Origin of the sequence: Bacillus cereus group sp. Sample62 (assembly GCF_036851315.1) — a bacterium.
In the GTDB taxonomy this organism is placed as follows: domain Bacteria; phylum Bacillota; class Bacilli; order Bacillales; family Bacillaceae_G; genus Bacillus_A; species Bacillus_A wiedmannii.
Genome location: NZ_JAFLPK010000001.1, coordinates 4,887,479 through 4,910,774 on the forward strand (window position 1 = coordinate 4,887,479; position 23,296 = coordinate 4,910,774).

Sequence of the window (23,296 nt, forward strand, 5' to 3'; positions counted from 1 at the left end):
AAGCGAAGCCGCCGAACATTCTAGCCACTGTAGCTAGATTCCATAAAAAGCGAAAATGGCTCGCTCTCAAGCCACCAATAAAAAAGAAAAAGCCCCGCTTTTCATCAAAGCGAAGCCTCTCTTCTCTTACTTACGCTTTTTCTTTTTCTTCTTGAATCCTGGTACATTTTCAAAGAATCCTTTTTTCTTCTTGCCATTACTATTACTATTACTATTACTATTACTATTACTATTACTATTACTATCTTTTTTACCCGGCTGACTGGCAGATGTGGATGCTGATGCTTTTCCTTTTCCTTGGCCACCACGATCAAACTTTCTTCCTGTGCCGCGTTCGCCACCGCGCTCATTACTACGCTCGCTACGTCCACCGCGTTTCTTTCTGCCTGTTCTTGGCTGTTCGATAACGACTGGACGATCTTTGAACTTACGACGAGGCGTACCTTTCATGCCAACGATTTCAAAGTCGATTGCACGCTCGTCTTTGTTTACGTTAATAACACGAATTGTAATTTCGTCCCCGATGCGGAATACGTTACCTGTACGTTCTCCGATCATTGCGAAATGTTTCTCGTCATAACGGTAGTAATCATCCGTTAAGTAGCTAACGTGTACAAGACCTTCAATCGTATTTGGAAGCTCTACGAATAAACCGAAGTTTGTTACAGAGCTAATCATACCGTCATACTCTTCGCCAATCTTATCAACCATATACTCTGCTTTTTTCATTTCGTCTGTTTCACGTTCTGCTTCAACAGCACGACGTTCCATATTAGAAGAGTGCTCTGCTATCTCAGGTAAGTTTTCACGCCATTTTGCTTGTGTTTCGTTGTCGACTTTACCGTTAATGATGTATTCACGAATTAATCTATGAACGATTGTATCTGGATAACGACGAATTGGTGATGTGAAATGTGTGTAGAACTCAGTTGATAAACCGAAATGTCCTAAGCTATCCGCATCGTAACGCGCTTGCTTCATTGAACGAAGCATTACTGTTGAAATAACTACTTCTTCCGGCTGTCCTTGAACCATTTCAAGAATTTGTTGTAACGCACGAGGATGTATTTCGTTCGCACGTCCTTTTACAGCGTATCCGAAGTTCGTTACAAACTCGAAGAAACGCTCCAGCTTATCTTCTTTCGGATCTTCATGGACACGGTACATGAATGGTACGTTCATCCAGTGGAAATGCTCTGCTACTGTTTCGTTCGCAACAAGCATAAATTCTTCAATTAACTTCTCTGATACAGAACGATCACGCATGACAACATCTGTCGGTTTACCTTCTTCGTCTACTAATACTTTCGCTTCTTTAAAGTCAAAGTCAATTGCACCACGGCGCATACGTTTTTCACGTAAAATCTGTGCCAATTGACCCATCTCTTTAAACATCGGTACGAGCGGCTCATAGCGTTTGATTAACTCTTCGTCCTCATCTTCTAAAATGCTTCTTACGTCAGCATACGTCATACGCTCTGTCGTTTTAATCACACTTTGGAAAATCTCGTGCTTTACAACGTCACCTAAGTTGTTGATTTCCATTTCACAAGATAACGTCAGACGGTCTACTTTCGGGTTTAACGAACAAATACCGTTAGATAGACGATGCGGAATCATCGGAATTACACGGTCAACAAGATATACACTCGTCGCTCTCTCCGCTGCTTCTACATCAATTGGAGAACCTTCTTGAACGTAATGACTTACATCCGCAATATGAACGCCAAGCTTGTAGTTACCATTCTCGAGCTTCGTTACTGTAACAGCGTCATCTAAATCTTTCGCGTCTGCACCGTCAATCGTTACGATCATTTGGTCACGCAGGTCACGGCGATCTTTTAAATCTGCTTCTGAAATCGTTTCTGGTACACTGTTTGCGTGCTCCATCACTTCTTCAGGAAATGCTAAAGGTAGATGATGTTTATGGATAACTGATAAAATATCTACTCCTGGATCATTTTTATGACCTAGAATTTGAATAACTTCACCTTCTGCACTTAAACGATTCTCTGGATAGCTCGTAATTTTCACAACTACTTTATGGCCTTCTACAGCACCCATTGATGCACTTTTCAAGATAAAGATATCACTCGTCCAGCGCTTATTGTCAGGTACAACAAATCCAAAGTTTTTCGATTCTGTATATGTACCAACTAGTTCTTTCGTGCCGCGCTCTAAAATACGTACAATTGAACCTTCTTGGCGTGATCCACTTGATTGTGCGCTAACACGCGCTAATACTGTATCACCATGAAGTGCACCGTTTAACTCTGTAGGCGGGATGAAAAGATCATCGTCTCCGGTTTTCTTCTCTTCTGGTACAACGAATGCAAAGCCACGTGCATGTCCAATTAATTTACCGCGTACTAAATTCATCTTTTCAGGAAGACCGTAACGGTTACTACGTGTGCGAATAACAAGCCCCTTCTCTTCCATCATTACAAGTGCCTTTACAAAATCTTTAAAGCCCTCAGATCCTTCAATTCCAAATGCCTCTTCTAACTCTTGTATTGTTAACGGTTTATACGCTTCTTCTCTCATAAATAATAACAACTTATCAATATTTTCTTGTATGATTTCTTCCAAGCAGAAATACCTCCTTTAAACCCTTATATTATTTAGTGTATCCGAAAGACTGGGGATGTATAAAGCGAAACTTTAATACTCCCCTAATGATTTTTACAGTTTTCACAAAAAATTCCTTATGAAAAAAAGAGGCAACTAGATCTTACCAATCTAGTTGCTCCAAGAAGTTATATACATCCTCATGTAGCTCGTCACGTTGCTTATCAAGTGTAATGACATGCGTAGAGTCTTCATACCATTTAATGTCTTTTAACGTAGATTCTACACCGTTATAAATAATGTTAGCACTATCTGTATTAATCATTTCATCATGACGTGCTTGTACAACAAATGTCGGTGCATAAATCATATCCACATTGTTACGTACGTCAGCAATTAGCTCTTGTAGTGCTTTTAATGTATTCATCGGTGTCTTTTGGAATTCCAACATTTCTTGTTCAATTTGCTCTGGTGATTTTTGCTCACGTTTTTTATATTCGCGGGCATATGCCAATATACCTTGGTACATCGTTTCTTCACTCTTAATATACATTGGTGCACACATTGGTACTACACCTAAAACCGGTACTGTATAACCTAATTTTAAAGAAAATACGCCGCCAAGTGATAATCCAGCAACAGCAATTTTCTCAAAGCCTTTATCTTTTAAAAGCTGATATGCTTCCATTACGTCTTGCCACCAATCTTCAGGACCTGTATGAACAAGCTCTTCTGGTGGTACACCGTGCCCTTTAAAAATTGGCGCATGACAAGTGTAGCCTTTCTTCTCTAAGAAACGCCCTAACATACGTACATCAGCTGAGTTTCCTGTGAAACCATGTAGTAATAAAACAGCGCGGTCTCCACCCTCAAATGTAAATGGTTTCGGAGATGCTAATTTCATCATGTACTTCTCCTCTTTCTCTTCTGTAATCTAGTCGTATTCTTTCTATATCTAGTGTACCATATTTATATTTCTATAATCTAATTAGAAACATCTTTCAAATAGCAAAATAAAAAAGAAGAACCATTAGTACAACTTACTAACGCTTCTTCTTTCAATTCTATAAATTTAAGTACGTAACAGCAATTGTTAATACGAAGAATAGAACGGCTAAAACAATCGTAATACGGTTTAATACTGCTTCAATTCCACGTGCTTTTTGCTTACCAAATAATTGCTCTGCACCGCCTGAAATTGCACCTGAAAGGCCTGAGCTATTACTAGACTGCATAAGTACCATAACAATCATTAAAATCGATACAATAATAAGTAAAACGGATAATAACGTATGCACTTGGCGTACCTCCTACAAAGATTCAGTTATTTTAACTGTAGCATAAATTCTATAGAAAAGCGAGAGCTATAGAGTCGCTCTCGCTTTTCTTCTATTACATAAACATCATTGCAAATAACGGCCCGAGCAAACATGTCAAAATTGCTGTTAATGTCATTGTTACCGATCCAATAACACCTTCATGTTCATTATTTTTCATCGCTCTCATTACACCCATAATATGAGAAGCACATCCAAATCCGATACCTTTACCAACTGAGTTTGTAACACGGCTCCATTTTAATAAAAGTGGGCCAGTAATCGTTCCCGTAATCCCTGCGATAACAACGAAAGCTGCTGTTAATGACGGTACACCACCAACTTGCTCTGAAACACTCATCGCAACTGGCATTGTCACCGATTTTGGTAAAGAAGATAAAATTAAGCTTTTATCTGTTCCCATAAGTGATGCGATGGCAAAATCACTTGCGATTGCAACTGTTGTCCCTACTAATACGCCACCAGCAATCGGTACAACATATTTTTGCAGAACGTGACGTTGCTTATAAAGAGGAATTGCAAATGCTACAACACCGGGTCCCAGCAGTTTTGCAATCCAGCCACCACCGCTTTCCATATAATGTTGATATGGTATATCAAGCATGATAAATAAGAAAGCCATTAATCCTGTTGCTACAAGCATTGGAATGGTGAATGGTGTTGGAAATAATTTATAGATTTTTTTAGATAATTGGTATAATAGCACCGTAAAAAGAACCCAACCGATTCCGATTAATATTTGGCTCATCGCGACTCTCTTTCCTTTCTATTCGCAAGATATTGTCCTGTATGTCCTGCGACAATAATAATTAAAAATGTACTCGCTACAATTGTAATGAAAAGAGAAATTCCTTTACTCATAAAAAAAGCACCGTAATTCATTAGGCCAAGCGTTGGCGGAATTAATAAAAACGGCATAATAGCAACGAGTGTTTCTGCTCCTAAATCGAACCATTTCACTGGAAGGACTTTTAGGCTAAGTAAAACAAGTAAGAGGAACATTCCAATCAAACTTCCTGGAATCGGAATATTTAACACTTCTTGTACCCAATTTCCAACCATATAAAAAACGTAAAGAGCTGCAATTTGGACAAGAATCTTTGTAAATTTCATGTTCATCATCCCTCATGTTTATACGATCTTCTCTTAATATCTTTATCATAGTATAAATTGTAAAAAGCTGCAATTTATCAACTTGACAGCAAAAACAGCCTATGTTATACGCTTACACCCTTGATATGACTGCATTTCCAATCGATAATTAAGTCAAAAACCTTGACCTAATATAAAAAGTTTTTATTTTCTGAATTTGTAACGTTGTTATTTCAATAAAATAATCTTTTTATCCTTAAGCTTACATATATATAAATAAGATAGGTGGTGAACATATGCCCAAAAAAGTTCTTATTTTTTGTGATCCTGGGATTGATGATACGATGGCTCTCCTCTTAGCATTCTTTATCGATGAAATAGAAATCGTCGGCATTGTTGCTGATTACGGCAATGTTCCAAAAGAAATGGCCGTACAAAACGCTCATTTTCTTAAGAACAAAGCAAAGGATAGAAATATCAAGATATTTGGTGGATCAGAACGCCCACTTACTGGCGCCCCTCCTGCTTTCTTTACGGAAGTACACGGGAAACAAGGGCTCGGGCCAATTATTCCAAAGGGACATGTGTCTAACGGAGAAATGGAGAATTTTTTCGAAGTCATTCCTCTTATTGAACAGTATAAAGATGAATTAATCATTGTTAGTTTAGGCAGACTTACCTCCCTAGCAATTTTATTCATCTTATGTAAACAGCTCATGAAGCAAATTAAATCTTACTACATAATGGGTGGTGCCTTTTTACATCCTGGTAATGTGACCCCTATTTCAGAAGCGAACTTTTATGGCGATCCTACTGCCGCTAATATAGTCCTTCAATCCTCACCTAACATGTACATCTATCCATTAAACGTCACTCAGTATTCCATCATTACACCAGAAATGGCTGAATACATTGAAGTAAAAGGAAAAGCCCCACTCGTCAAACCGTTATTCGATCATTATTACTACGGATATTATAAAGACGCCTTACCGCATTTAAAGGGGAGCCCCTTCCATGACACAATGCCAATACTCGCTTTACTTGATAACTCTATGTTTACGTATCACAATTCACCTATCGTTGTCATGACAGAATCTTATGCACAAGGAGCAAGCATAGGGGAATTTCGTTCTTTAAGAGAATCTAAGCCATTTATTGATTGGCCGAGTCATCAAATCGCAATTGATTTTAATTATAACCGCTTCTTTAAACATTTCATGTCACTTATGACGGGTGAGCAATTTTAAGCATAAAAAAACAGACCGTGATTTCTCACGGTCTGTCGTTATTTTCTACAATTATCGTTTGATGTTGTAGAAAGATTTGATACCATCGTAAACAGCGATTTCGCCTAGTTCGTCTTCGATGCGTAATAATTGGTTGTACTTAGCAATACGGTCAGTACGGCTCATAGAACCAGTTTTGATTTGGCCAGCGTTAGTTGCAACTGCGATGTCAGCGATTGTAGCATCTTCAGTTTCACCAGAACGGTGAGATACAACTGCTGTGTAACCAGCACGTTTAGCCATTTCGATAGCTTCGAAAGTCTCAGTTAAAGTACCGATTTGGTTAACTTTAATTAAGATTGAGTTAGAGATACCTTTTTCGATACCTTCAGCAAGTTTTTGAGTGTTAGTTACGAATAAGTCGTCACCAACTAATTGTACTTTATCACCGATACGCTCAGTTAATAATTTGTGACCATCCCAGTCGTTTTCGTCTAAACCATCTTCGATAGAGATGATTGGGAAGTCTTTGCAAAGCTCTTCGTAGAAATCGACCATTTCTGCAGAAGTTAAGCCAGTACGGCCTTCGCCTGCAAGGTCATATTTACCAGTTTCTTTGTTGTAGAACTCAGAAGAAGCAACGTCCATTCCTAAGAATACGTTCTCGCCAGCTTTGTAACCAGCTTTTTCGATAGCTTCGATGATTACTTCTAATGCTTCACGGTTAGAACCAAGGTTTGGAGCGAATCCACCTTCGTCACCTACTGCAGTGTTAAGACCTTTGTCATGTAATACAGCTTTAAGTGCATGGAATACTTCAGCACCCATACGGATTGATTCTTTGAATGTTGGAGCGCCAACTGGTAAGATCATGAACTCTTGGAAGTCTACGTTGTTATCAGCGTGAGAACCACCGTTGATGATGTTCATCATTGGAGTTGGTAATTGTTTTGCATTGAATCCACCAAGGTAACGGTATAATGGAAGACCTACGAAGTCAGCTGCTGCGTGAGCTACTGCCATAGATACACCAAGGATAGCGTTAGCGCCTAATTTACCTTTGTTTGGAGTGCCATCTAATTCGATCATAGCACGGTCGATACCAGCTTGGTCAGTTACGTCGAAACCAACGATTTCTGGAGCGATTGCTTCGTTAACGTTGTTTACTGCATTTAGAACACCTTTACCAAGGTAACGAGATTTGTCACCGTCACGTAATTCTACTGCTTCGTGCTCACCAGTAGATGCACCACTTGGTACGATAGCGCGTCCGAAAGCGCCGCTTTCTGTGTAAACTTCTACTTCTACAGTTGGGTTACCACGAGAGTCAAGGACTTCGCGAGCATAAACATCAATAATTGTTGACATAATAAATTCTCTCCTTTTTATATAAGCAAATTATTTAATAATTGTTTTACCTGTCATTTCTTTCGGTTGTTCCACATTTAAAAGCGTAAGCATTGTTGGAGCGATATCTCCTAAAATACCACCTTCACGAAGCTCTACATCATTTTTTGTAACGATGAAAGGAACCGGGTTAGTTGTATGAGCTGTCATTGGTCCACCATCAGCAGTTAACTCCTGATCAGCATTACCATGGTCAGCAGTAATAAGTGCTACACCATCTTTTGCAAGAATCGCTTCTACAACTTTTCCTAAACATTCGTCAGTTGCTTCTACTGCTTTAATTGTTGGTTCCATCATCCCAGAATGGCCAACCATATCACAGTTTGCAAAGTTAAGAATGATAACATCATGTTTATCATTTTCGATTTCATTTACTAAAGCGTCCGTTACTTCGTAAATGCTCATTTCAGGTTTCAAGTCATACGTTGCAACCTTCGGTGAGTTAATTAAAATACGCTCTTCTCCTGGGAATTCAGCCTCACGACCACCGCTAAAGAAGAATGTAACGTGCGGATACTTTTCAGTTTCCGCGATGCGAAGTTGCTTTAATCCCGCTTGCGCAACAACTTCACCTAATGTGTTATCAAGGTTCATTGGCTTGAATGCCACGTAACCATCTACAGTTTCACTGAAATGTGTCATACAAACGAATTCAGGAATGTGAGGTACTTTTTCACCACGATCGAACTCACGGAAGTCTTCGTTTGTAAATACACGAGCAATTTGAATTGCACGGTCTGGACGGAAGTTATAGAAGATAACTGCATCATCATCATTGATTGTTGCAACTGGCGTGTTATCTTCGTTAACAATTACAGACGGCAATACGAATTCATCATAGATACCGTTCGCATAAGAGTCTTCTACACACTCTTCTGCTGATTTATAAGTAGGGCCTTCACCATTCACCATAGCACTGTAACATTTTTCAACGCGATCCCAACGCTTGTCACGGTCCATAGAGTAATAACGACCAGAGATAGTCGCGAATTGTCCTACTCCTGTTTCTTTAATTACTGCATTCGTTGCATCGATATAACCTTTTGCTGTTTGTGGTCCAACATCGCGGCCGTCTAAGAATGCATGGATATAAACTTTCTCCACGCCTTCTTTTGCTGCTAAGCGAAGAAGAGCAAACATATGGTTCATGTGACTGTGCACACCACCATCAGAAAGTAAACCGAATAAATGAAGAGCAGTACCTTTTTCTTTTACGCTTTTAATTGCATTTTGGAAAGTTTCGTTCTGATCGAACTCACCTTCACGAATCGCAACGTTTACGCGTGTTAAGCTTTGATATACGATGCGACCAGCACCGATATTTAAGTGACCAACCTCAGAGTTACCCATTTGACCTTCTGGAAGACCTACTTCCTCACCACAAGCTGTAAGCGTTGTGTGAGGGAATTTGTTCCAGTAACCATCAAAATTAGGTTTCTTAGCTTGTGCTACAGCATTCCCATGAGTTTCTTCACGTAGTCCGAAACCATCAAGAATGATTAAAGCTGTTGGCTTTCTCATTTTACCGCCCCCAGAAGACCTAAGAACGAAGCAGGCTCTAAGCTAGCACCGCCAACTAAAGCGCCGTCGATGTCAGATTGTGCCATATACTCTTTAATATTTTCTGGTTTTACGCTACCGCCGTATTGAATACGAACAGCTTCTGCAGCTTCTGGAGAAACAGCTTCTGCAACAACTTTACGGATATGCGCACATACTTCGTTTGCATCTGCAGAAGAAGAAGATTTACCTGTACCGATAGCCCAGATTGGCTCATAAGCGATAACAGTTGCTTTAACTTGCTCTTCTGTTAAACCTGCAAGTGCTTTTGTCACTTGACCTGCTACTAGATCAAATGTTTTTCCGCTTTCGCGCTCTTCTAAAGTCTCACCACAACATACGATTGGTGTTAAACCATGTTCAAATGCTGCAAGAGTCTTTTTGTTTACTGACTCGTCTGTTTCAGCAAACATTTCACGACGCTCAGAGTGGCCAAGTACTACGTAGCCTACTTTTAAGTCGCTAAGTGCTACTGGGCTAATTTCGCCAGTGAATGCACCATTTTTTTCGAAGTGCATGTTTTGTGCACCTACTTGTAAGTCAGTTCCTTCAGTTGCTGCTACAAGGCGCTCTAAGAATAGAGCTGGAGAGCAAACTACTGCATCAACAGCTGAAGCTGCTGGGATTTGACCTTTAACTTCCTCTACGAAGCTAACTGCTTCAGATAGAGTTTTATTCATTTTCCAGTTACCTGCGATAATTGGTTTACGCATGCTTTGCACCGTCCTTTTTCTTTGGCTGCTACTTATTTGTCGTTAAGACAAACTACACCTGGAAGCTCTTTGCCTTCCATGAATTCTAATGACGCACCGCCGCCAGTAGAAATGTGGCTCATTTTATCAGCCATACCGAATTTTTCAACAGCTGCTGCAGAGTCACCACCGCCGATAACAGAGTATGTATCTTCTGCATCTGCTAATGCTTGTCCTACTGCTTTTGTACCTTCTGCGAATGGAGTCATTTCGAATACACCCATTGGTCCATTCCATACAACAAGCTTAGAATTTTTAATTACATCTGCATAAATTTCACGTGTTTTAGGACCGATGTCCACGCCTTCCCATGTAGAAGGGATAGAGTCGATACTTACGATTTGAGTTGTTGCAGTTTCAGAGAATTCCTCTGTGATTACAACATCAACTGGCATGTAGAAGTTTACGCCTTTTTCTTTTGCAAGTTGCATAAATTCTTTAGCTAGTTCAATTTTGTCGTTTTCACATAGAGATAGACCAATTTCATGACCTAAAGCTTTAACGAATGTGTAAGCAAGTCCGCCACCGATGATTAAGTTATCTACTTTGTCTAATAGATGACGAATTACACCGATTTTATCTTTTACTTTCGCACCACCGATGATAGCTGTGAATGGACGTTCTGGGTTAGAAAGTGCTTTTCCAAGTACATCTAACTCTTTTTCCATTAATAAACCAGATACTGCTGGTAGGTAGTCTGCGATTCCTGCTGTAGAAGCGTGAGCACGGTGAGCTGCACCGAATGCATCGTTTACGAAGATATCAGCAAGAGCTGCAAATTCTTTCGCAAGTTCTGCATCGTTCTTTTCTTCGCCCGCATAGAAACGTACGTTTTCAAGAACTAATACGTCACCTTCGTTCATTGCTGCAACCATTTCTTGTGCAACTGGTCCGAATGCTTCGTCTGCTTTTTTAACATCTTTACCAAGAAGCTCGCCTAAACGTGCTGCTACTGGAGTAAGACGTAATTCTTCTACTGCTTGACCTTTTGGACGGCCTAAGTGACTTGCTAAAATAACTTTCGCACCTTGCTCTACTAAATATTGAATTGTAGGAAGAGCTGCACGGATACGAGTTTCATCTGTAATTTTGCCTTCTTTCATAGGTACGTTGAAATCAACGCGGCAAAATACACGCTTACCTTTTAAATCTACGTCACGAATTGATTTTTTGTTCATTGGATTTCCCTCCGACTACTAGTTAGGATTGACAAAACCCACTCAAAAGCTTAACACATTTGCTTTTAAAACGAAAGAAGAGAGAGAGGGAACAAACCCTCTCCCTCGTTTTGTCATTGATTACTTATATAATTAAGAATTAAAGACCTTTAGAAGTCATGTATGCTGCTAGGTCTACTACGCGGTTAGAGTAACCAGTTTCGTTATCGTACCAAGAAAGTACTTTAACCATGTTACCTTCCATTACCATTGTAGATAATGCATCGATTGTAGAAGAAGCTGTACATCCGTTATAGTCGATAGATACTAATGGCTCTTCGCTGTATCCAAGGATACCTTTTAATTCGCCTTCAGCTGCTGCTTTGAATGCTGCGTTTACATCTTCAACTGTTACTTCTTTGTCAAGTTCAACAACTAAGTCAACAAGAGAAACGTTAGCAGTTGGAACACGTACAGCGCCACCGTTTAATTTACCTTTAAGTTCTGGTAATACTAATGCTACAGCTTTAGCTGCACCAGTAGATGTTGGGATCATGTTTTCAGCTGCTGCACGAGCACGACGTAAATCTTTGTGTGGTAAGTCTAAGATTTGTTGGTCGTTAGTGTAAGAGTGAATTGTTGTCATCATTCCGCGTTTTACGCCGAATTTTTCGTTTAATACTTTAGCGAATGGAGCTAGACAGTTTGTAGTACAAGAAGCGTTAGATACTACGTTGTGGTTAGCTGCATCGTATTGTTCGTGGTTAACACCCATAACTACAGTGATATCTTCGTCAGAAGCTGGAGCTGAGATGATAACTTTCTTAACTGATCCACCTAAGTGTTTTTCAGCGTCTGATTTTTTAGTGAAACGGCCAGTAGATTCTACTACTACTTCTACTCCGTAGTCGCTCCATGGTAATTGAGCTGGGTCACGCTCAGCGATAACTTTAATTTCTTTACCGTTAACAACGATGCTGTTTTCGTTAGCAGATACTTCTGCATTTAAAGTTCCGTGAACTGTGTCATATTTTAAAAGGTGAGCTAATGTTTTAGCATCTGTTAAGTCGTTGATTGCTACTACTTCTACCTCAGAGTTGTTAAGAGCTGCGCGGAATACGTTACGTCCGATACGTCCAAATCCATTAATACCAATTTTAGTCATTTGAATTTCCTCCTTGGGGGATTATATTAAAGGGTAATACCCTTTGTTAACTGTTTTGCTGCACCTTCATCTGTAATTAGAATTGAAGTGTGCCCTTGTTTAATTACAGCCTGTATTGCTTTTGCCTTTGAAGAACCTCCAGCGACTGCAACAACATGAGATACATGTTGTAAATCCTCAAGTTGCATACCAACTGTTCTTACTTTATGAACAACATTTCCTTGTTCATTAAAGTAGTAACCGAAAGCTTCTCCTACTGCTTCGCTTGCTTGAATCTTTAACCAATCTGCTTCTGAAGTATTTCTGCGACGTGCCATTGTTAACGCATCACCTATTCCATGAATGACGATATTGGAAGATCGAATCAACTCAAGAACTTCTTTCACGGAAGGCTCTGTCACAATAGACGCATATGCTTCGCTACTAACGTGATCTGGAACATACAATAAGCGATAATTACTCATCGTATTTTGCGCCATCTTGGCACAAATGGTATTGGCTTCTAATTCGACGCCCTCTCCAATTCCACCACGTGCTGGGACAAATAGCATATGTAAATCTTTGCAATCAAGCTGCATCATGTCCGCAGCAGCAGCTAGCGTAGATCCTCCAGCCACAGCAACGATATTATTCGCTGTCAGACGGTCTTTTATACAAGTCACACAAGCACGGCCCATCTCCAGTTTGACCCAAGGTGATTCATCACTATCACCAGGGACAACGAAAACTTCATCCAAGTCTAATGTTTCCTTAAGTTGCTTTTCTAAAACCTTTAACCCGGAAATTTCTTTCATAAAGTCTTCCAAAGCAAGAACTAAAGCTGTTCCTTCTTCTGTCAAAGTCATTCCAGAAGAAGCGACGTGAACTAAGTTTTGTTCTTTCAAAACTTGAACTTCACTTCGCAATACTCGTTCTGTCATACCGAGACTTGCTGACAAGTTTCTTCTTCCAATCGGCTGCATGAGCCTAATGTATTGAAGAATTTGCATTCTCGTTTGCATAACAGGTAGCAGATCAGGTAATAATTTTTTTGTGTTCTGAATCCATGAGCGCATATCTTTTCTCCTCACTACATTGGTTCATTTTTCCTCGTGGTCACTTTACGTCCCGTAGTGACATTTTGTGTCCCACATAGGTTAAAAAAATAATCCCTGCTACGTGTATTATTGTAACAGGAGATAGAAACTTATTCAACTCTTAACTGCATTCTTTATATAGTTTATTATGACACCTTTGTGAATGTTACCATATTCTACCTGTTTCCCGCCTATTTCTACAACCGGAATCATTAAATGATACTTCTCCAAAAGGTCATTATCTTCATATATATCTATTTCCTCGATTTGAAAAGAATATTCACATTGTACTTCCTGTAAAACTTGTTTCGCCTGCACGCAAAGGCCACAATCTTTTTTTGTATACAGTACAACTTTCATATTCTTCACCTATCCGATCGTTTTTCGTAATGATGACGCTGGAATGTGCATTTGTTCTCTATACTTCGCCACTGTTCTTCGAGAAATAATGATTTCATGCTCTTCTTCTAATAATTTCGAAATCTTTTGATCTGAAAGTGGCTTCTTCTTATTCTCTGCCTCCACAAGCGTTTGGATAAATCGTTTCACACGCTTTGTAGAAACTGCTTCATCTTCAGTAGTCGACACAGCATTACTAAAGAACGATTTCATCTCAAATAAACCGTGTGGTGTTTGCACATATTTATTTCGCGTCGCACGACTAATTGTAGATTCATGCACACTTAACTCTTCCGCTACCTCTTTTAAAGCAAGCGGTTTTAAATATTCTGGACCTTCCCAGAAGAAATCACGTTGTTTTTCCATAATAATAGTCATCACTTGCAGAAGCGTTTGTTTTCTCTGTTTTAAACTGCGCATAATCCACTGCACATGCTGATACTTTTCTGATACGTAAGATGCTACTTCACTTTCACTATTATTCAGAAGCGCACTATACTCAGAATGAATTTCAATTCTCGGCATATTTCTCTCGTTCATTTGTAAAACAAGACGATCACCATCTTTTTTCACCGCCATATCAGGCACAATATAAAGTGGTTTATCAGAAGAAAACGCAAGACCTGGTTTCGGCTGTAATGACGTAATACAGTTCACTGCTGATTGCAATTCCTCATTACTACACTTCAACACTTGGACGAGCTTTCGCCAATCTTTCTTCACGAAATAAGCAAATTGATCCTCTATAACCTCTTCCGCTAATCCATTCCGTCTTTGTAAGCGCTTCAATTGCAAAGTTAGGCATTCCTGAATATTACGCGCTCCTACCCCTGCTGGCTCGAGCGATTGGACAAGCTCTACAGAGCGGTCGACTACATGAATTGGTGCGGAAAGGAGATCCGCTAACTCTTCGTTCGTTTCTTGTAAATACCCATTTCCATCCATGTTCATAATAATGAAAGAAGCTACTTTTCGCTCTTCTTCTTCTATTTTATAATACTGTATTTGATTTAATAAATGTTGCTGAATCGTTGTTGAATCCACACTGTAGATTTCCATCTGATTCTCGACTTGTTTGCTGGTACTTTTACTTGTGTTAGAGCTCTTTTTCTTCTCCCTCTCAAAACCACCTAACTCAATAAGGGGATTCTCTAACGATTGCTCATACAAAAACTCCGATAATTCTTGTACATTATACTGGAGCATTGTAATCGCTTGCCTTAACTCTTGTGTCATTGCCAAACGTAAGCTTTGTTCTTGTAAAAGACTTGCCTTCAAACTAATCTCCCCCTTGTTTCTATTGTACAATAAGTTTGGTAAAAGGAGAATGCTATCACAGACACCCATTCCAAAATATTATTAATTTATATGTATTAATGAGATTTACAACTTACAACCGAAATTTGAATAATATTGAAAGAAAATAATAGCGCAATAAAAATTATTACCACATACTAATAGTAAATCTTATTATCAGATATAACAAGCATTAATAAAAAAGGTCTGCACTTATATTTGTAAGTGCAGACCTTTTTATGCAGATAGATTCATTATGCTTCGTTAAATATAACATCCCCTTCTTCAGCAGGCCATTCACCTTCTAATTCCATGTCCTCTAACATCATTTCAGCCGTAAAGACAATCGCTATTAAATCCTTATGGTAGTCTCCGCTAGGCAAATAGTGACTAGGTCCAAAACAATCCCTATCAATTTCTTTATAGTGCACTTCCATATTTAACATGAATTTCAACATTTCATCGCCTGTAATTTCACCAGAATCAGATACAGCAACGGTTCTACGTTCGTTATCCCTTAAAATCCTTAAATATCCACTAATTTTACGCACCTGCATTCCCCTCATACTATAAGTTTTAAAAAATTTTAGTATAAACTCATTACAAAATTAACAGAAGTACCTTGTAGGGCCATAACAAAAACCCCCTATACACGATTATTTCTAATCACATACAAGAGGTTGTTTTAAATTTACTATTTATTTTCAACACGTAACACCAACAATACATAACGCGCCCAGAGGGATTCGAACCCCCGGCAGACGTGGTACCGGAAACCACCGCTCTATCCGACTGAGCTATGGGCGCATGATTATAGAAAACACTTCATTTTCTTTCCATAATAATAGCAATAAAATCCATCTAAATCAATAAAAATATCCCCGTAATCCTTTATGCACCTTAGTTAGTAGTATATTAACAAAGCACTATCCCCTAAATTTCCCAATCATAAATTCACCCCAACTCACAAATTATAATCTTTGAATTGATATTCCAAAGGGGGCTTCAATCAATGACTGTAATTACAAAACTAAAGCAAACTGTTTCTGGATTAAAAAGTGCACAAGCTAGCTTAGAGGGATTCGCTCTTGATACGGATAACCAACAAGCAAAGCAACTTTTCCAAACAGCTGCGCAACAAACGCAAACGATTATCGATTCTTTAAACCCACGCGTTGAAGAAGTCCAACAAGAAGAACCACAATACTCACAGCAATAACAGATTCGTCATGCTGTGAAATAGAAAAAGGATGATATGCAGTCATCCTTTTTCTATCACATTACATATTGCAATAGAAATGGAATGATAATTATGCGAAAACTCGGCCTCATAACCGCGTTATTTGCCCTTCTATGTAGCTCTTTTGCCGGATGTGATAATAGTCCCTTAGATAAAAAAGTGAAAGAAGAAGCAAAACGAACGGAGAAAGAAAAAGGTCCCAAACTAACAAAGACGAGTACGGAATCCTTTAATCAATCTATATCACAAGGAGCCAAGAAAAGGGCTCTCGCTATGGATGAAATTATAAAAAGCACAGCAGTGAATTCAAATTTAGATCTCTACATAGCAGTTACACCTGAGCATCACGAAAGGTTTGGGCTAAAAGCTTTGCGTAAGAAGCTTCAAAAGCAGCTAAGTGATGAGCATCCTACTTTCGATGTTCGTGTAAGTACTGATAAAAAAATCTTTATGTTACTCGAAAAGCTTGAGAGCAAAATTAAGAAAAAAGAAGTATCTAAAGACGAGATCAATAAGCAATTAAAACTTATTGGGAAAAAAATGGAGTCTAACACTTAATGCTTTTTAATAGAAAAGGAAGGATCGCAATGTCTAGTAAAGATAAGAACTTAACCCCTGTGCAACAAGAGTATAAAAAATTCGAGCAAGAACGCGAACCGAAGCGCCCTGTCTTGAAAAATTGTATTAAAGCCTTTTTCGTCGGTGGTTTTATTTGCTTCATCGGACAACTCATTTCTACGTTTTATATCACATATTTTGATTTCACTGAGCGTTCAGCAGGAAATCCAACAGTCGCAACTCTCATTTTCATTTCCATGTTACTAACTGGTTTCGGTATATATGACCGCTTTGGGCAGTTTGCTGGAGCAGGCACAGCTGTACCCGTTACTGGATTTGGTAACTCTGTTATCGCCGCATGTATCGAACACCGAACAGAAGGGTTCGTACTCGGCGTTGGCGGAAATATGTTTAAATTAGCCGGCTCTGTTATTTTGTTTGGTGTATTTTCAGCTTTCGTCATCGCACTTATTAAAACGATTCTTGTTCAATGGGGAGGGCTATAAATGTTACAAGGACACCGAACGTGGGTATTTGAAAACAAACCAGTTATTATTTCGACAGGAGTCGTTGGCGGGCCATTCGAAGCAAAAGGAAACATTCCAGAAGACTTCGATATCCTTCATGAAGATTTATGGCTCGGCCAGGATTCCTATGAAAAAGCACATAAAATTTTGTTCGAAGAAGCTTGTAGCCGCGCTACTGAAAAAGCAGAACTTCGTAAAGACGATATTCAATTCGTACTTGCAGGAGATTTAATTAATCAAATCACTCCAACAAGCTTTGCCTGCCGCACACTCGGCACACCATATCTCGGATTATTTGGTGCTTGTTCTACTTCTATGGAAGGATTAGCACTCGGGGCAAGCATTGTAAATGCAAAAGGCGCAAAATATTTATTAACTGGGGCATCTAGTCATAACGCTGCTGTAGAGAAGCAGTTCCGATATCCAACTGAATACGGCGGTCAAAAACCACCTACCGCACAATGGACAGTAACCGGGGCGGGGGCGGCTATTTTAAGCGACACTGGACATGGTCCTAGAGTAACATCTGCCACAATCGGTCGAGTGATTGATATGGGATTAACAGATCCTTTTAATATGGGTGGTGCGATGGCCCCAGCGGCTGTCGATACGATTGAAGCCCATTTACGCGAACGACAAATTGACGCCTCTTATTACGACTTAATTGTAACAGGTGACCTTGGACATGTCGGTCGCGAAATTGCTTATGACTTACTACATAAACACGGCACGAAAGTAACGAGCGAACAGTTTCAAGATTGCGGCATACTCATTTATAGAGAAGGGCAACCTGTCATAGCTGGTGCTAGCGGACCGGGATGTTCCGCAACAGTCGTGTACGGTCATTTATTAAACCGAATGAAAAGAGGAGAGTTCAAAAAAATACTTGTCGTTGCGACAGGCGCTTTACTATCTCCACTTACATTCCAACAAGAAGAAACGATTCCGTGTATCGCTCACGCCGTTTCGATTGAATTTGGAGGTGCAACGCAATGATTTTTTTCTGGGCCTTCGTCATTGGCGGACTCATATGTGTAATTGGCCAACTTATGTTTGATGTCGGCAAGCTAACACCCGCTCATACAATGGCAACACTCGTTGTTGCCGGTGCTATATTAGACGGATTCAATTTGTATGAACCATTAATCGACTTTGCTGGAGCCGGGGCAACTGTACCGATTACAAGTTTCGGTAACGCCCTCGTTCACGGCGCAATGGAAGAAGCTGCAAAGCACGGCATCGTCGGTGTCATTACGGGAATGTTTAAAGTAACAAGCGCTGGTATTTCTGCTGCTATCATATTCGGATTCATTGGTGCATTACTATTCAAACCGAAAGGATAAGAGGTGTTTGTATGACAGTTATCGCTAGCGTTAAAACCTGCCTTGCTAGTGTAAGGGGCGCTCAAGCAAGTTTAAGCTCCCTTTCACTACATTCACAGGACGCGGAATCAAAACGTGTATTTCATGAATGTATGTTAGAAATGGACAGCATCATCGCTGATTTACAGAATAGAGTTTCATTATTAGAACGTGAAGAACCTCAATATAAAGGGTTTTAAGTAGACTGGAGGAAATGACTATGTCTCACCTGCCGGAATGGACACTTGTCATTCTTCGCTCTGTATTCATATTAATTATTTTATTCGCTATTACGAAATGGTTAGGGAAAAGACAAATTTCTCAGCTCTCCTTTTTTGAATACATAGCCGGAATGACAATCGGTGACATCGCTGCCCAAGTATCTACGGGGCTCGATTCAAAATTTTTCCACGGCGTCTTTGCGATACTCATTTTCGCTGTGGTACCTTTTTTCACAGGAATCCTCTCTTTAAAGAACAAAACAGCTCGAGATTTTTTTGAAGGAAAATCTACCGTATTAATAAAAGACGGAAAGATACTGGAAGACAACTTAAAGAAAGAAAAATATACAAGTGACGAATTACTGGAACTACTCCGTGGAAAAAATGCTTTCAGCGTAGCTGATGTTGAATTTGCCGTACTAGAACCGAGCGGAGAATTAAATGTGTTATTGAAGAAAGATCGCCAACCACTTACAGCAAAAGACGTTGGCTTAAAAGTACCGAATGAAAAAGAACCACAAACTGTTATTATGGATGGCAATGTCTTAGATGAACCTCTATCCTCTAGCGGACATAACCGTGCTTGGTTACATTCTGAACTAGAAAAGCTTGGTGTTGTTATTGAAAATGTCTTTCTCGGTCAAGTGGATTCATACGGACAACTTACTATCGACATTTATAATGACAAACTACAAATGCCTTCTCCTCAAAACAAGCCTTTATTATTAGCATCTTTAAAAAAATGTCATGCTGATCTTGAACTATTTTCCCTAGAAACAAAGTCGAAATCAGCAAGCGAAATGTATAGTAAAAACGCGAAACACATCGAAAAGATTTTAAATAAAGTAACCTATCTTTTAAAAGAATAGATATCGCAAGAACGCTTCAGTAAAAAGGCGTTCTTTTCTTTTTACTACAGATTTCATGACGTTTAAATTTATGTAATTCGGTTATGATGTTGAAGATACATAAGCAGGGAATTTCAAAAATATAGCGAATAATTCATGGTACAACTACATATTTTTTTGATTTAAAGTGGTTTCGTTTGACCTTTATTGACCATAATTGTATTATAAGACTAAGAAAGCTTTAGAAGGAGGAAATAACAGATGAATTTAATTCCTACAGTAATTGAACAAACAAATCGTGGAGAACGCGCTTACGATATTTACTCTCGACTATTAAAAGACCGCATCATTATGCTTGGTAGTGCAATTGATGACAACGTAGCTAACTCAATCGTTTCCCAGCTTTTATTCTTGGAATCTCAAGATCCAGAAAAAGATATTCACATCTACATCAATAGCCCTGGTGGTTCTATCACAGCAGGTATGGCAATTTACGATACAATGCAATTTATTAAACCACAAGTATCAACAATCTGTATCGGTATGGCTGCATCTATGGGTGCATTCTTACTTGCAGCAGGTGAAAAAGGAAAACGTTATGCGCTTCCAAACAGTGAAGTAATGATTCACCAACCACTTGGCGGAGCACAAGGTCAAGCGACTGAAATCGAAATCGCTGCAAAACGTATCCTATTCTTACGTGAAAAACTAAACCAAATTCTTGCTGACCGCACAGGTCAACCACTTGAAGTACTACAACGCGACACAGACCGCGACAACTTCATGACAGCTGAAAGAGCTCTAGAATACGGCTTAATCGATAAGATCTTTACAAATCGTTAATAGATATTTAAAGCGGAAGCGGCTCGTTTAGAATCGCAGGGCGATGGAGCCCCTGATTCCGAGGCGCTTTTTGCCTCGAATGAAGGGGCGAAACGACCGGATATTCTAGCCGCTGAAGCTGGATACATTTAAAGCGGAAGCGTCCTATTACAGGGCGCTTTTTTATGTATTGGCCTCCGCACGAATATACCCCAGCTAGTATTAACCTAAATATATCAGCGATTTTTCAAATATATCGACCGTAACTTCAATTATATCGGCGATTATGTTAATATATCGACGTTTCGACACAACTTATCGACTTACCGACAATCCTCGACAAGCACTCACACCCCACATACCCCCACCAACAAACATCAAAAACAAAAAAGCTATCGCACATGCGCGATAGCTTTTTATTGTACATATGCAGCTAATGCTTCTACAGCTTCTTCTGCATCTGAACCTTCTGTTGTAATTGTTATCATGCTACCAGTTCCAATTGCTAAGCTCATAATCCCCATTATGCTCTTTGCATTCACTGTCTTTCCATCTTTCTCTATGAAGATATCCGCATGAAAGCGATTGGCCTCTTGTACAAACAACGCAGCCGGACGTGCTTGTAAACCGTTTTTTAATGAAACCTTAACTCGTTTTTGAACCACAGCTCCATTTCCCCTTTAACCTCTTATTTTTTTGCTACCGTTTCCCCCGCGCGTAATTTCTCTGCAATCTCATCGATTTTACGCAAACGATGATTAATACCCGATTTACTAATTTTCCCCCCGGATACCATCTCGCCTAACTCTTTCAATGTTACATCTTGATAATCTCTTCGTAATTGTGCAATTTCTCGCAGTTTATCTGGTAATATATCAAGACCAACCGTCTCATCAATATAACGGATATTTTCAATCTGCCTTAGCGCTGCACCAATTGTTTTATTTAAATTGGCTGTTTCGCAGTTCACTAAACGATTTACTGAATTACGCATATCGCGAACGATTCGAATATCTTCAAATCTTAAAAGTGCATTATGAGCGCCTATAATATTTAAAAACTCCGTAATCTTTTCTGCTTCTTTCAAATACGTAATGTACCCTTTTCTTCTTTCCAACGTCTTACTATTTAAATCAAATCCGTTCATCAGTTCACATATAGCATCATTATGTTCCTTATATAACGAAAAGACCTCTAAATGATAAGATGATGTTTCTGGGTTATTTACTGAACCACCTGCTAAAAATGCACCACGTAAATACGATCGTTTACAACATTTCTTCTCAATCAATTCTTGTGATATATTTCGGATAAACGAAAAGTCGTCTCGAACAATATGAAGATCAGCTAATATTTCGCGAGACTTCTCAACAAGCCGCACAATATATACATTATTTTTCTTCAATCGCATTTTTTTACGAACAAGTAATTCTACCGTCACGTCATATCCTTTTTTCAAAAGCGTATAAATCCTTCTTGCAATTGCCGCATTCTCCGTTTGAATATCGATAGATAGACGACGGTTTGAAAAAGAAAGCGATCCGTTCATTCGAAGTAACGCTGATAATTCTGCTTTCTCACAGCATTCCTTCACCTCAAGATTCGTTAGCTCTTTCTTTGTTTCTGATGCAAATGACACAGTCAACACCTCCTTATACGATTACTTTGGAACAAAAATCTTGTCCTATATGAAATGATGAGCGTTACCTCAAACGAGGCAACGCACACCTACAATAGTGAATATAAAATAGAAGCTAGTTTTAATGTATCGTGCCTTACAACACGATCATCATACTTCGCTAATTGATCTTGAATGACATCAATATTACTCTCTGTAAAACGCTCTTCATCTACTACAACTGGTGCCGACAGTTCTTCCTCATATAACTGACGTAATTCACAAGGAATATCACGGTTATTTACAATTGCAGTATCGATAAATGGTTTACCTAAATGATCATGTAACGCCTGCACATGGTCAAACGCAGTATATCCCATCGTTTCACCAGCTTGCGTCATAACATTACACACATATACCTTCTTCGCTTTTGCAGCAAGAACAGCGTCCCCGATTTTGTTAACAACTAAATTCGGTAATATACTCGTATACAAACTTCCTGGACCAAAAACAAGTAAATCAGCTCGTTTAATCTCAGCCAACGTTTCATGTAACGGCTCTACATCTTCTGGAGTTAAAAAGACGCGGTTAATCTTCTTCCCGGAATAAGGAATCTTTGATTCACCTGTTACAATTTCTCCATCTTCTAGTTCCGCATGAAGTACCGCACTTTGGTTAGCTGCCGGTAACACACGTCCTCTGACATTTAACACTTTACTCGTTTCCGTAATCGCATGGAAGAAGTCTCCTGTAATCGAGGTCATACCCGCTAATAATAAATTTCCTAACGCATGACCTTTCAGCCCGTCTCCCGTTGTGAAACGGTGCTGAAATAAAGCTTCCACCAGCGGCTCTACATCTGATAACGCAACAAGTACGTTACGAATGTCACCTGGGGGTGGAATTTCGAGCTCATCACGTAATCTACCTGAACTGCCACCATCATCAGCGATTGTAACAACTGCTGTAATATCAACTGGATATTGTTTTAATCCTCGTAATAAAACAGAGAGTCCAGTACCGCCTCCCATAATAACAATTTTAGGTTTTCTCTCTTTTTTCATCC

The 23,296-nt window shown here is 39.3% G+C and carries 26 protein-coding genes and 1 tRNA gene; 9 read left to right on the forward strand and 18 right to left on the reverse strand.

Annotated features, from left to right (window positions below):
- Window positions 1-126: 126 nt before the first annotated feature.
- From rnr to J0835_RS25180, 5 genes are all read right to left on the reverse strand, one after another.
- Window positions 127-2,589, reverse strand: a complete 2,463-nt coding sequence (rnr, locus tag J0835_RS25160; RefSeq protein WP_087983047.1) for a ribonuclease R — start codon at window positions 2,587-2,589, stop codon at window positions 127-129.
- A gap of 142 nt (window positions 2,590-2,731) precedes the next feature.
- Complete coding sequence (gene estA, locus J0835_RS25165) at window positions 2,732-3,472, reverse strand: carboxylesterase (protein ID WP_000761971.1); 741 nt, start codon at window positions 3,470-3,472, stop codon at window positions 2,732-2,734.
- 160 nt (window positions 3,473-3,632) lie between these two features.
- Window positions 3,633-3,866 carry a preprotein translocase subunit SecG gene (secG, locus tag J0835_RS25170; RefSeq protein ID WP_000557263.1) on the reverse strand — a complete coding sequence of 78 codons (234 nt, stop codon included), beginning with the start codon at window positions 3,864-3,866 and terminating at the stop codon, window positions 3,633-3,635.
- A 94-nt stretch (window positions 3,867-3,960) separates the two neighbouring features.
- On the reverse strand, window positions 3,961-4,653 hold the full coding sequence (locus J0835_RS25175; RefSeq protein ID WP_000078299.1) for an LrgB family protein: 693 nt from the start codon (window positions 4,651-4,653) through the stop codon (window positions 3,961-3,963).
- Complete coding sequence (locus J0835_RS25180; protein WP_000673212.1) at window positions 4,650-5,018, reverse strand: CidA/LrgA family holin-like protein; 369 nt, start codon at window positions 5,016-5,018, stop codon at window positions 4,650-4,652. The genes J0835_RS25175 and J0835_RS25180 overlap by 4 nt, the downstream gene beginning before the upstream one ends.
- 275 nt (window positions 5,019-5,293) lie before the next feature.
- On the opposite strand from J0835_RS25180, the gene J0835_RS25185 reads away from it, so the two are divergent.
- Complete coding sequence (locus tag J0835_RS25185) at window positions 5,294-6,244, forward strand: nucleoside hydrolase (protein WP_087983049.1); 951 nt, start codon at window positions 5,294-5,296, stop codon at window positions 6,242-6,244.
- Window positions 6,245-6,295: 51 nt separating this feature from the next.
- On the opposite strand, the gene eno is transcribed toward J0835_RS25185, so the two are convergent.
- From eno to J0835_RS25235, 10 genes are all read right to left on the reverse strand, one after another.
- Window positions 6,296-7,591, reverse strand: coding sequence for a phosphopyruvate hydratase (gene eno, locus J0835_RS25190; RefSeq protein ID WP_000103948.1), 1,296 nt, complete (start codon window positions 7,589-7,591; stop codon window positions 6,296-6,298).
- A 30-nt stretch (window positions 7,592-7,621) separates the two neighbouring features.
- Window positions 7,622-9,151, reverse strand: coding sequence for a 2,3-bisphosphoglycerate-independent phosphoglycerate mutase (gene gpmI / locus J0835_RS25195; RefSeq protein ID WP_087983051.1), 1,530 nt, complete (start codon window positions 9,149-9,151; stop codon window positions 7,622-7,624).
- Window positions 9,148-9,903 carry a triose-phosphate isomerase gene (gene tpiA, locus J0835_RS25200; protein WP_001231042.1) on the reverse strand — a complete coding sequence of 252 codons (756 nt, stop codon included), beginning with the start codon at window positions 9,901-9,903 and terminating at the stop codon, window positions 9,148-9,150. Before tpiA ends, gpmI begins: the two co-directional genes overlap by 4 nt.
- 32 nt (window positions 9,904-9,935) lie before the next feature.
- Window positions 9,936-11,120: a phosphoglycerate kinase gene (locus J0835_RS25205; RefSeq protein ID WP_087983053.1), complete on the reverse strand. Its 1,185-nt coding sequence runs from the start codon at window positions 11,118-11,120 to the stop codon at window positions 9,936-9,938.
- Between the two features lie 139 nt (window positions 11,121-11,259).
- Window positions 11,260-12,264, reverse strand: a complete 1,005-nt coding sequence (gene gap, locus J0835_RS25210; protein WP_000161234.1) for a type I glyceraldehyde-3-phosphate dehydrogenase — start codon at window positions 12,262-12,264, stop codon at window positions 11,260-11,262.
- Between the two features lie 26 nt (window positions 12,265-12,290).
- A complete protein-coding gene (cggR, locus tag J0835_RS25215) occupies window positions 12,291-13,319 on the reverse strand; it encodes a gapA transcriptional regulator CggR (RefSeq protein WP_087983055.1) in 1,029 nt (342 codons plus the stop codon).
- Window positions 13,320-13,454: 135 nt separating this feature from the next.
- Entirely contained in the window at window positions 13,455-13,700 is a 246-nt protein-coding gene (locus J0835_RS25220) for a glutaredoxin family protein (protein ID WP_087983057.1), read from the reverse strand.
- 9 nt (window positions 13,701-13,709) lie between these two features.
- Entirely contained in the window at window positions 13,710-15,017 is a 1,308-nt protein-coding gene (gene rpoN / locus J0835_RS25225; RefSeq protein WP_087983059.1) for an RNA polymerase factor sigma-54, read from the reverse strand.
- 272 nt (window positions 15,018-15,289) lie between these two features.
- Window positions 15,290-15,586 (reverse strand): hypothetical protein, encoded by a 297-nt coding sequence (locus J0835_RS25230; protein WP_087983061.1) that lies wholly within the window; start codon window positions 15,584-15,586, stop codon window positions 15,290-15,292.
- Between the two features lie 180 nt (window positions 15,587-15,766).
- Window positions 15,767-15,842 (reverse strand) — tRNA-Arg (locus J0835_RS25235).
- 205 nt (window positions 15,843-16,047) lie between these two features.
- Here J0835_RS25235 and J0835_RS25240 point away from each other — a divergent pair.
- The 8 genes from J0835_RS25240 to clpP all read left to right on the forward strand — a co-directional run bounded on the left by J0835_RS25240 (window position 16,048) and on the right by clpP (window position 20,633).
- Window positions 16,048-16,254 (forward strand): DUF1657 domain-containing protein, encoded by a 207-nt coding sequence (locus J0835_RS25240; RefSeq protein WP_000216166.1) that lies wholly within the window; start codon window positions 16,048-16,050, stop codon window positions 16,252-16,254.
- Between the two features lie 93 nt (window positions 16,255-16,347).
- Window positions 16,348-16,833, forward strand: coding sequence for a YhcN/YlaJ family sporulation lipoprotein (locus J0835_RS25245; RefSeq protein ID WP_048563460.1), 486 nt, complete (start codon window positions 16,348-16,350; stop codon window positions 16,831-16,833).
- Window positions 16,834-16,862: 29 nt separating this feature from the next.
- Window positions 16,863-17,339 carry a stage V sporulation protein AC gene (spoVAC, locus tag J0835_RS25250; RefSeq protein WP_000095399.1) on the forward strand — a complete coding sequence of 159 codons (477 nt, stop codon included), beginning with the start codon at window positions 16,863-16,865 and terminating at the stop codon, window positions 17,337-17,339.
- Window positions 17,340-18,356, forward strand: coding sequence for a stage V sporulation protein AD (spoVAD, locus tag J0835_RS25255; protein WP_087983063.1), 1,017 nt, complete (start codon window positions 17,340-17,342; stop codon window positions 18,354-18,356).
- On the forward strand, window positions 18,353-18,703 hold the full coding sequence (gene spoVAE / locus J0835_RS25260) for a stage V sporulation protein AE (protein ID WP_000575918.1): 351 nt from the start codon (window positions 18,353-18,355) through the stop codon (window positions 18,701-18,703). The genes spoVAD and spoVAE overlap by 4 nt, the downstream gene beginning before the upstream one ends.
- An 11-nt stretch (window positions 18,704-18,714) precedes the next feature.
- On the forward strand, window positions 18,715-18,921 hold the full coding sequence (locus tag J0835_RS25265; RefSeq protein ID WP_000215899.1) for a DUF1657 domain-containing protein: 207 nt from the start codon (window positions 18,715-18,717) through the stop codon (window positions 18,919-18,921).
- 20 nt (window positions 18,922-18,941) lie between these two features.
- Window positions 18,942-19,811 (forward strand): DUF421 domain-containing protein, encoded by an 870-nt coding sequence (locus J0835_RS25270; RefSeq protein WP_046955590.1) that lies wholly within the window; start codon window positions 18,942-18,944, stop codon window positions 19,809-19,811.
- Window positions 19,812-20,051: 240 nt separating this feature from the next.
- A complete protein-coding gene (gene clpP, locus J0835_RS25275; RefSeq protein WP_001049163.1) occupies window positions 20,052-20,633 on the forward strand; it encodes an ATP-dependent Clp endopeptidase proteolytic subunit ClpP in 582 nt (193 codons plus the stop codon).
- Between the two features lie 395 nt (window positions 20,634-21,028).
- Here clpP and J0835_RS25280 read toward each other — a convergent pair whose 3' ends face one another.
- The 3 genes from J0835_RS25280 to J0835_RS25290 all read right to left on the reverse strand — a co-directional run bounded on the left by J0835_RS25280 (window position 21,029) and on the right by J0835_RS25290 (window position 23,294).
- Window positions 21,029-21,277, reverse strand: a complete 249-nt coding sequence (locus J0835_RS25280; protein ID WP_087983065.1) for an HPr family phosphocarrier protein — start codon at window positions 21,275-21,277, stop codon at window positions 21,029-21,031.
- 23 nt (window positions 21,278-21,300) lie between these two features.
- Window positions 21,301-22,251, reverse strand: coding sequence for a DNA-binding protein WhiA (whiA, locus tag J0835_RS25285; RefSeq protein ID WP_000006568.1), 951 nt, complete (start codon window positions 22,249-22,251; stop codon window positions 21,301-21,303).
- A gap of 89 nt (window positions 22,252-22,340) precedes the next feature.
- On the reverse strand, window positions 22,341-23,294 hold the full coding sequence (locus J0835_RS25290; protein WP_000712181.1) for a gluconeogenesis factor YvcK family protein: 954 nt from the start codon (window positions 23,292-23,294) through the stop codon (window positions 22,341-22,343).
- Between the last annotated feature and the right edge of the window lie 2 nt (window positions 23,295-23,296).

What these genes read in the sequence shown, in the direction of transcription:
- eno (WP_000103948.1), bottom strand. Translation starts at nt 7,591, where the DNA reads ATGTCAACAATTATTGATGTTTATGCTCGCGAAGTCCTTGACTCTCGT.
- J0835_RS25175 (WP_000078299.1), bottom strand. Translation starts at nt 4,653, where the DNA reads ATGAGCCAAATATTAATCGGAATCGGTTGGGTTCTTTTTACGGTGCTA.
- J0835_RS25245 (WP_048563460.1), top strand. Translation starts at nt 16,348, where the DNA reads ATGCGAAAACTCGGCCTCATAACCGCGTTATTTGCCCTTCTATGTAGC.
- J0835_RS25220 (WP_087983057.1), bottom strand. Translation starts at nt 13,700, where the DNA reads ATGAAAGTTGTACTGTATACAAAAAAAGATTGTGGCCTTTGCGTGCAG.
- spoVAD (WP_087983063.1), top strand. Translation starts at nt 17,340, where the DNA reads ATGTTACAAGGACACCGAACGTGGGTATTTGAAAACAAACCAGTTATT.
- clpP (WP_001049163.1), top strand. Translation starts at nt 20,052, where the DNA reads ATGAATTTAATTCCTACAGTAATTGAACAAACAAATCGTGGAGAACGC.
- tpiA (WP_001231042.1), bottom strand. Translation starts at nt 9,903, where the DNA reads ATGCGTAAACCAATTATCGCAGGTAACTGGAAAATGAATAAAACTCTA.
- J0835_RS25180 (WP_000673212.1), bottom strand. Translation starts at nt 5,018, where the DNA reads ATGAAATTTACAAAGATTCTTGTCCAAATTGCAGCTCTTTACGTTTTT.
- cggR (WP_087983055.1), bottom strand. Translation starts at nt 13,319, where the DNA reads ATGCGCTCATGGATTCAGAACACAAAAAAATTATTACCTGATCTGCTA.
- gap (WP_000161234.1), bottom strand. Translation starts at nt 12,264, where the DNA reads ATGACTAAAATTGGTATTAATGGATTTGGACGTATCGGACGTAACGTA.
- spoVAE (WP_000575918.1), top strand. Translation starts at nt 18,353, where the DNA reads ATGATTTTTTTCTGGGCCTTCGTCATTGGCGGACTCATATGTGTAATT.
- gpmI (WP_087983051.1), bottom strand. Translation starts at nt 9,151, where the DNA reads ATGAGAAAGCCAACAGCTTTAATCATTCTTGATGGTTTCGGACTACGT.
- J0835_RS25205 (WP_087983053.1), bottom strand. Translation starts at nt 11,120, where the DNA reads ATGAACAAAAAATCAATTCGTGACGTAGATTTAAAAGGTAAGCGTGTA.
- J0835_RS25265 (WP_000215899.1), top strand. Translation starts at nt 18,715, where the DNA reads ATGACAGTTATCGCTAGCGTTAAAACCTGCCTTGCTAGTGTAAGGGGC.
- J0835_RS25270 (WP_046955590.1), top strand. Translation starts at nt 18,942, where the DNA reads ATGTCTCACCTGCCGGAATGGACACTTGTCATTCTTCGCTCTGTATTC.
- spoVAC (WP_000095399.1), top strand. Translation starts at nt 16,863, where the DNA reads ATGTCTAGTAAAGATAAGAACTTAACCCCTGTGCAACAAGAGTATAAA.
- estA (WP_000761971.1), bottom strand. Translation starts at nt 3,472, where the DNA reads ATGAAATTAGCATCTCCGAAACCATTTACATTTGAGGGTGGAGACCGC.
- J0835_RS25290 (WP_000712181.1), bottom strand. Translation starts at nt 23,294, where the DNA reads ATGAAAAAAGAGAGAAAACCTAAAATTGTTATTATGGGAGGCGGTACT.
- J0835_RS25185 (WP_087983049.1), top strand. Translation starts at nt 5,294, where the DNA reads ATGCCCAAAAAAGTTCTTATTTTTTGTGATCCTGGGATTGATGATACG.
- J0835_RS25240 (WP_000216166.1), top strand. Translation starts at nt 16,048, where the DNA reads ATGACTGTAATTACAAAACTAAAGCAAACTGTTTCTGGATTAAAAAGT.